The sequence below is a fragment of the Povalibacter sp. genome (genome assembly GCF_036735925.1).
GTDB lineage: Bacteria > Pseudomonadota > Gammaproteobacteria > Steroidobacterales > Steroidobacteraceae > Steroidobacter.
On sequence record NZ_DAINNK010000012.1, the window covers coordinates 1,471 to 9,087 of the forward strand.

Here is a 7,617-nt window from a genome sequence, read left to right on the forward strand (position 1 = left end):
TCGCTCGCCGTTCGTCACGGCACCGCTTCCAGCAATCCCTTCGCATCTGCCAGCTTCTGCGCCAGGAAGGTCGTGAAGCGCGCGCCCGCCGCGCCGTCGATGACGCGATGATCGTAGGCAAAGGTGAACGGCAGGATCAGACGCGGCACGAACTGTCCGTCCTTGTAGACCGGCTTCATCGACGAGCGCGCGACACCGAGGATCGCCACTTCCGGCGCGTTGATGATCGGCGTGAACGACACGCCGCCAATGCCGCCGAGGCTCGACACCGTGAAGCTCGCCCCCTGCATCTCGGTGGCGCTCAGCTTGCCGTCGCGCGCCTTCGCGGACAGCGTCGCGAGATCGCGGGCGATTTCGTAGATGTCTTTCTTGTCCGCATCGCGGATCACCGGCACGACCAGGCCGTTCGGCGTGTCGGCAGCAAAGCCGAGGTGGATGTACTTCTTGAAGACCAGGCTCTGGCCCGAGCCGTCCAGCGAGCTGTTGACCGTCGGAAATTCCTGCAGCGCCTTGACGCAGGCACGCAGGATGAACGCGAGCGGCGTGAGCTTGATGCCCTGCTTCGCCGCTTCGTCCTTGAGACGGTTGCGTTCGGCTTCGAGGTCGGTGATGTCCGCCTCGTCCATCTGCCAGACGTGCGGAATGTTGAGCCAGCTCGCCTGCAGACGCGGTCCGGAAATTTTCTGGATGCGACCGAGCGGTTTGACTTCGACGCTGCCGAACCTGGAGAAATCGACTTCCGGAATCTTCGGCAATGCAGCGCCGCCGCCCGCACCGGCGCCCGACGAGAGCGCCTGCTTCACGAAGCCTTTGACGTCGTCCGGCGTGATGCGACCTTTGAGCCCCGAGCCTTTCACGCGCCCCAGGTCGACACCCAGTTCGCGGGCGAAGCGACGCACCGACGGACTGGCGTAGGCGCGAGAGAACCCGGCTTCGTCGATGACTGCCGACGCAGATGACGCGACGGCCGTAGAACGTGCAGGTTGTGCGGCCGGTGCAGCCGCAGTCGGTTCCAGTGCAGGGGCGGGCGCACTCGCAGCAGGAGCTGATGCTGGTGCGGGCGCAGCAGCCGTCGGCGCCGCTGCCTTCTGCGGTTCTGCGGCAGGAGCGGCGCTTGGCGTGGCAGCCTGCGCATCGGCGTCCAGCTCCAGCACTGCGCTGCCCTTGGACACCTTGTCGCCTTTCTTCACGACGACGGACTTCACGACGCCCGCCGCTGTCGACGGCACGTCCATCGTGGCCTTTTCGGTTTCGAGCGTCAGCAGCGGCGTGTCGACATCGATCTTGTCGCCCGGCTTCACGAGCACGTCGATGACTTCGACGTCGTGGAAGTCGCCGAGATCCGGAACGGTGATTTTCTGGGACATGATGATTGAGGGGCAACTCGTGAACGGGTCTGCGGTCGCGACTTACTGCGTCACCGGATTCGGCTTGTCGGCGTCGATGCCGTACTTCTTCATGCAGGCCTTCACCGTTGCCATGTCGAGCTTGCCTTCGTCCGCCAGCGCCTTGAGCGAGGCGAGCACGATGTGCGGAGTGTCGACCTCGAAGTGATGACGCAACTGCGCACGCGAATCGCTGCGGCCGTAACCGTCGGTGCCGAGCACCACGTAGCGACCCGGGACCCACTGACGGATCTGGTCCGGCAGGATCTTCATGTAGTCGGTCGCGGCGATGAACGGGCCGGTGCGATCGCCGAAGCATTCGCGCACGTAGGGCTGCTTCGCCGGCTGATCCGGATGCAGCAGGTTGTTGCGTTCGACATCGAGCGCTTCGCGACGCAGTTCGGAGAAGCTCGGCACGCTGAACACGTCAGCCGGAACGCCGTAGTCCTTCTCGAGAATCTCGGCGGCCTTGATCACCTCGTTGAGGATCGTGCCGGCGCCGAGCAGGTTCACGCGCACCTTGCCCTTGCCGCCGCCCTGCAGCAGGTACATGCCCTTGAGGATGCCCTGCTCCGCGCCCTTCGGCATGGCCGGGTGCAGGTAGTTCTCGTTCATGCAGGTGATGTAATAGAAGATGTCTTCCTGCTCGGCGTACATGCGGCGCATGCCGTCCTGCACGATCACGGCGAGTTCATAGGTGAACGTCGGATCGTACGAAACGCAGTTCGGCACGGTCGACGACAGCAGATGGCTGTGGCCGTCCTGGTGCTGCAGACCTTCGCCGGCCAGCGTCGTGCGACCGGCCGTGCCGCCGATCAGGAAGCCGCGCGCCTGACTGTCGCCCGCCGCCCAGATGTAGTCGCCGACGCGCTGGAAGCCGAACATCGAATAGAAGATGTAGAACGGCACCATGTTCACGCCATGATTCGAATACGCCGTGCCGGCCGCGATGAACGACGACAGCGCGCCGCCTTCGTTGATGCCTTCTTCGAGGATCTGGCCCTTCTTGTCTTCCTTGTAGAACATCAGCTGGTCGGAATCCTGCGGCGTGTACAGCTGGCCCATCGACGAATAGATGCCGATCTGGCGGAACATGCCTTCCATGCCGAAGGTGCGGGCTTCGTCGGGAATGATCGGCACGATGTTCCTGCCGATGTTCTTGTCCTTGATCAGCACCTGCAGGATGCGCACCAGCGCCATCGTGGTGGAGATTTCGCGATCGCCGGAACTCTGCAGCAGCGCATCGAAGGCTTCGAGCGGCGGCACCGTCAGCGCCGGCGCCGTCGTGCGTCGCGCCGGCAGCGAGCCGCCCAGCAGGCCGCGGCGTTCGCGCAGGTATTTCATTTCCGGACTGTCGTCGGCCGGACGCTTGAACGCGGCCGCCGCGAGTTCTTCTTCCGACACATCCATGAAGATGCGCTTGCTGAATTCGCGCAGCGCCTCGTCGTCGAGCTTCTTCTGCTGATGCGTCGGGTTCTGGCTCTCGCCCCAGCGGCCCATCAGGAAGCCCTTCACGGTCTTGGCGAGAATGACGGTCGGCTGGCCCTTGTGATTCGACGCCACGTTGTAGGCGTTCCAGACCTTCTGATAGTCGTGACCGCCGCGATTCAGGCGCCAGATCTCGTCGTCCGACATGGTCGCGACCATTTCCTTGAGTTCGGGATACTTGCCGAAGAAATGTTCGCGCGTGTACGCGCCGCCCTTGGCCTTGAAGTTCTGGTACTCGCCGTCGACGCATTCTTCCATCACGCGTCGCAGCAGGCCCTTGGTGTCCTTCGCGAGCAGCGGATCCCAGCGCGAACCCCATACGACCTTGATGACGTTCCAGCCGGCGCCGAGAAAGGCCGCTTCGAGTTCCTGGATGATCTTGCCGTTGCCGCGCACCGGGCCGTCGAGACGCTGCAGGTTGCAGTTGATGACGAAGACGAGGTTGTCGAGCTTCTCGCGCACCGGCATGGTGATCGCGCCCATCGATTCGGGCTCGTCCATTTCGCCGTCGCCGAGGAAGGCCCAGACCTTGCGATCCGATTCCGGCACGATGCCGCGGTGCTCGAGATAGCGCTGAAAACGCGCCTGGTAGATCGCCATCATGGGGCCGAGGCCCATCGACACGGTCGGGTACTGCCAGAAATCCGGCATCAGCCACGGATGCGGATACGAACTCAGACTCTTCTCGCCCTTCACCTCCTGACGGAAGTGATTCAGATGCTCATCGCTGAGACGACCTTCCAGCCAGGCCCGCGCATAGATGCCAGGCGAAGCGTGACCCTGGAAATAAATCATGTCGCCCGGGTGCTTGTCGGACTGCGCGCGCCAGAAGTGATTGAAACCCACTTCGTAGAGCGTCGCCGCAGACGCATAGCTCGCGATGTGCCCGCCGTACTCGGAACTCTGACGGTTCGCACGCACGACCATGGCCATCGCGTTCCAGCGGAGGTACGCCTCCAGACGACGCTCGATGGTGCGGTCGCCGGGATATTCCTTTTCCTGCGCGCCGGAGATGGTGTTCAGGTACGCCGTGTTGGGCTTGTACGGCAGATACGCACCGGAGCGACGCGCATGATCGATGAGACGTTCCAGCAGAAAGTGAGCGCGTTCGGCACCCTGCGCCTTGAGGACCGAGTCGATGGATTCGAGCCATTCCCGGGTTTCCTGGGGATCCAGGTCTTCCATCTTCGAGAGGTCGGACATGCGTTGCTGCTACTCGTTGACTTAAGGTGTCGGAAGCGAGGAACGAACTCTTGGATGGCTTCGCGAGGGGGCCGGCATCGCGAAGCAGGCAGGATTTCGCCGCGCTGATGCGAGCGACGGCGCAACGCTGCGCAATGTCGTTCGCCTTCGGTTGCAAGGGCTGTTCGACGGGTTGTCAGTCAAATTCCAACCAGCAGAAGAGCCCGCGTATCATCTGGGTTTGCATTTTTGACGTCAAGGAAAGTGGGCCGTGGAATTGCTTCCCGCAGAGCGCAACATTCACGTCGAACAGCGCGACATTGCGCTCACCGAGCGGCTTTTGCAGTCGCAGGATGCTGCGGTGATCCTGTGCGAACGCGATGCAACGCTGGACAGGCTGCCGTTCGGCGCGCTGCTGGCATCGTTGCATCGCAAAGCATCGCAACGCGGGTCCGTCGGTCTGTTGAGCACGCGAGTCGGGTCGGCGGCGACAGTGCTGGTCGTCGCATTCATCAAGAGCAGCGCCTCCGCATTCGACAGACTGAGCGCGGCGGCGAAGGCCTGGAAGGAACTGGCGCCTCACGCACCTTCGCGCGTCGTGTTCGCAACGCATGACCTCGATGCTTCGGTCGCGCGCGACGCGCTCGAAGCCATGACTGCGGCAGCGCTCGCAGGCACGGCGCCGCTGCCGGTGATGAAGTCGAAGCCGCCGCGTCACACCGTTCTCGAACGCATCACGCTGATCGGCAGGGACGCGACGATCGATGCCGATCGCACGCTCGCCATGGACCGCGGCAATCATCTCGCGCGCTGGCTCACCACGCTGCCGCCCAACGTACTGTCGAGCGGCAGCTACCGTCGTGCCCTGATGACGCTCGCGCGACGCCACGGCTGGGGATTCCAGTTCTTCGATGAAGGCGCGCTCAAACGACTCGGCGCCGGAGCATTTCTCGCCGTCGCGCGCGCCAATGGCCATCGCGATGCAGGCATCGTGCGTCTTCGCTACCGCGCGCCGAAAGCAGGTGTGAATGCTCCGCGTCTCGCGCTGGTGGGCAAGGGCATCTGCTTCGATACCGGCGGCATCAACCTGAAGCCGCACAGGAGCATGGTCCAGATGCACGAGGACATGCAGGGCAGCGCCGTCGCCGTCGGCACGTTGCTGGCGCTGAGCGAAATGCAGGCGCCCTGCCACATCGACTGCTGGCTCGCGATCACCGAAAACGAGATCGGCGCGCGCGCCTACCGGCCGCAGGAAGTGATCAAGGCCATCAACGGCGTCACCATCCAGGTCGTGCACAGCGATGCCGAAGGACGCATGGCGCTCGCCGACACGCTCGCCCTCGCCGCACGCGAGCAACCCGGGCTCGTGATCGACTACGCCACGCTCACCGGCGCGTGCGTCACGGCACTCACCGAACGCTACAGCGGCGCATTCACCAACCGCCCCGAATGGCACACGGCCATCGAACTCGCGGGCCGCCACAGCGGCGAGCGCGTCTGGCCGTTTCCGATGGAAGAGGACTACGACGCCGATCTCGATTCCCCGATCGCCGACATCCTGCAATGCACGATCGAAGGCAAGGGCGATCACATCCTCGCCGCGCGCTTCCTGAACCGCTTCGTCCCGGCAGAGATTCCGTGGATCCACATCGATCTGTCCGCCAGCAACCGCAGCGGCGGGCTCGCACATATCCCGACGGATTTCACCGGCTTCGGCGTGCGCTTCACGACGAGCCTGCTGCTGGACCATGATCTGCTGCGGGCGCGCAAGCGCGCGAAGAAGGCGACTGAGAAACGGCCTACTGGTAAGCTGCGCCGCGCCAGAAAGTAACCGCATGTGGGCGTTCTTCCTGTAGGTCAGGCTTTAGCCTGACGACATCCGGAAGAAGCCGGCTGAAGCCGGCCCCACAGGAAGAAACTCCTCACTCACGACATGTCCACACTGACGATCCTCCGCCCCGACGACTGGCACTTGCATGTGCGCGATGGCGCCGCCATGGCCAGCGTCGTGCCCTTCACCGCGCGGCAGTTCGCACGCGCGGTCATCATGCCGAACCTCAAACCGCCGGTAACGACGGTCAAACAGGCGGGCGCGTATCGCCAGCGCATCCTGCAAGCGGTGCCGGCGGGACTGTCGTTCGAACCGCTGATGTCGATCTACCTGACCGACAGGACCTCCGCTGCGGAGATCCATGCGGCCCGCAACAGCGGCTTCGTGATCGGCGCCAAGCTCTACCCGGCCGGCGCCACGACGAATTCCGATGCGGGCGTGACTTCGATCGAACGGATCTTTCCGGCGCTGGCGGCGATGGAGGAATGCGGCCTGGTGTTCCAGGTACACGGCGAAGTCACTGATCAGGACATCGACGTGTTCGATCGCGAATGCGTGTTCATCGACCGCACGCTGGCGCGTGTCGCGGAGAAATTTCCGAAACTGAAGATCGTCTTCGAACACGTCACGACCCGCGAAGCCGTGCAGTTCGTCACCAGTTCACGGCCCGGCATTGGCGCAACCGTCACGCCGCAGCATCTGCTGCTGAATCGCAACGCGATCTTCCAGGGCGGCATCCGGCCGCACAACTACTGCCTGCCTGTATTGAAGCGCGAGCGCGACCGCCGCGCGCTGGTCGAAGCGGCCACCGGCGACGATGCGCGTTTCTTTCTCGGCACGGACAGCGCACCGCACGCGCGACACACCAAGGAACATGCCTGCGGCTGTGCCGGCATCTTTTCCGCGCACGCCGCCATCGAGCTGTATGCAGAAGCCTTCGAGCAGGCTGGACGCCTCGACCGTCTCGAAGCCTTTGCCTCGCTGCGCGGCCCGGATTTCTACGGGCTGCCGCGCAACACCACCCGCATCACGCTGGAAAAGTCGGCGTGGACGCCGCCCGCCAGTTATCCGTTCGCCGCGGATGACCTGGTACCGTTCCGTGCCGGCGAATCGATCGCCTGGCGCCTGACCTGAAGGAATCCGTCCCTTGACCGAACAGTTGCCGATGGCGCGCCGCTTCCGCGGCTTTCTCCCGGTCGTCATCGACGTCGAATGCGGCGGATTCAATCCCAACACGGATGCGCTGCTGGAAATCGCCGCGGTTCTGCTGGAGATCCAGGGCGATGGCACGCTGCGTCCCGGCGAAGGCTGGCGCTATCACGTGCAACCCTTCCCGGGCGCGAAAGTGGAAGCCGCTTCGCTCGCGGTCAACGGCATCGATCCCTATCACCCGCTGCGCCCGGCCATTTCCGAGAAGGATGCGCTGGCCCGTCTGTTCCGCGACATCCGCTCCGCGATGAAGGACAACGACTGCACGCGCGCCGTGCTCGTCGGCCACAATGCCTACTTCGATCTGAATTTCCTCAATGCCGCGGTGGCCCGCTGCGGCATCAAGCGCAATCCGTTCCATCCTTTTTCGAGCTTCGACACGGCGACGCTGGCCGGCGTCGTCTACGGGCAGACCGTGCTCTCGAAGGCCCTGCAGGCCGCCGGCATCGCATGGGATTCGAACGAAGCGCACTCGGCGCTGTATGACGCCCAGCAGACGGCAGAGCTGTTCTGCCGGGTGTG

General features: G+C 64.0%; 5 protein-coding genes. 3 read left to right on the forward strand and 2 right to left on the reverse strand.

Translation table 11 applies throughout. The features are described 5' to 3' along the window. Positions 1-14: 14 nt before the first annotated feature. Positions 15-1,367 carry a 2-oxo acid dehydrogenase subunit E2 gene (locus tag V7D81_RS05825; protein WP_324315196.1) on the reverse strand — a complete coding sequence of 451 codons (1,353 nt, stop codon included), beginning with the start codon at positions 1,365-1,367 and terminating at the stop codon, positions 15-17. A gap of 42 nt (positions 1,368-1,409) precedes the next feature. Further along, positions 1,410-4,076 carry a pyruvate dehydrogenase (acetyl-transferring), homodimeric type gene (gene aceE / locus V7D81_RS05830; protein WP_324315197.1) on the reverse strand — a complete coding sequence of 889 codons (2,667 nt, stop codon included), beginning with the start codon at positions 4,074-4,076 and terminating at the stop codon, positions 1,410-1,412. Positions 4,077-4,326: 250 nt separating this feature from the next. Here aceE and V7D81_RS05835 point away from each other — a divergent pair, with 250 nt between their 5' ends. The 3 genes from V7D81_RS05835 to rnt all read left to right on the forward strand — a co-directional run. Then, on the forward strand, positions 4,327-5,886 hold the full coding sequence (locus V7D81_RS05835; protein ID WP_324315198.1) for a M17 family metallopeptidase: 1,560 nt from the start codon (positions 4,327-4,329) through the stop codon (positions 5,884-5,886). 102 nt (positions 5,887-5,988) lie between these two features. Next, entirely contained in the window at positions 5,989-7,020 is a 1,032-nt protein-coding gene (gene pyrC, locus V7D81_RS05840) for a dihydroorotase (protein ID WP_324315199.1), read from the forward strand. Positions 7,021-7,051: 31 nt separating this feature from the next. Next, positions 7,052-7,617, forward strand: a 566-nt coding sequence (gene rnt, locus V7D81_RS05845) for a ribonuclease T (RefSeq protein ID WP_349257612.1), incomplete at its 3' end; no start/stop codon positions are given.

What these genes read in the sequence shown, in the direction of transcription:
- V7D81_RS05825 (WP_324315196.1), bottom strand. Translation starts at nt 1,367, where the DNA reads ATGTCCCAGAAAATCACCGTTCCGGATCTCGGCGACTTCCACGACGTC.
- pyrC (WP_324315199.1), top strand. Translation starts at nt 5,989, where the DNA reads ATGTCCACACTGACGATCCTCCGCCCCGACGACTGGCACTTGCATGTG.
- aceE (WP_324315197.1), bottom strand. Translation starts at nt 4,076, where the DNA reads ATGTCCGACCTCTCGAAGATGGAAGACCTGGATCCCCAGGAAACCCGG.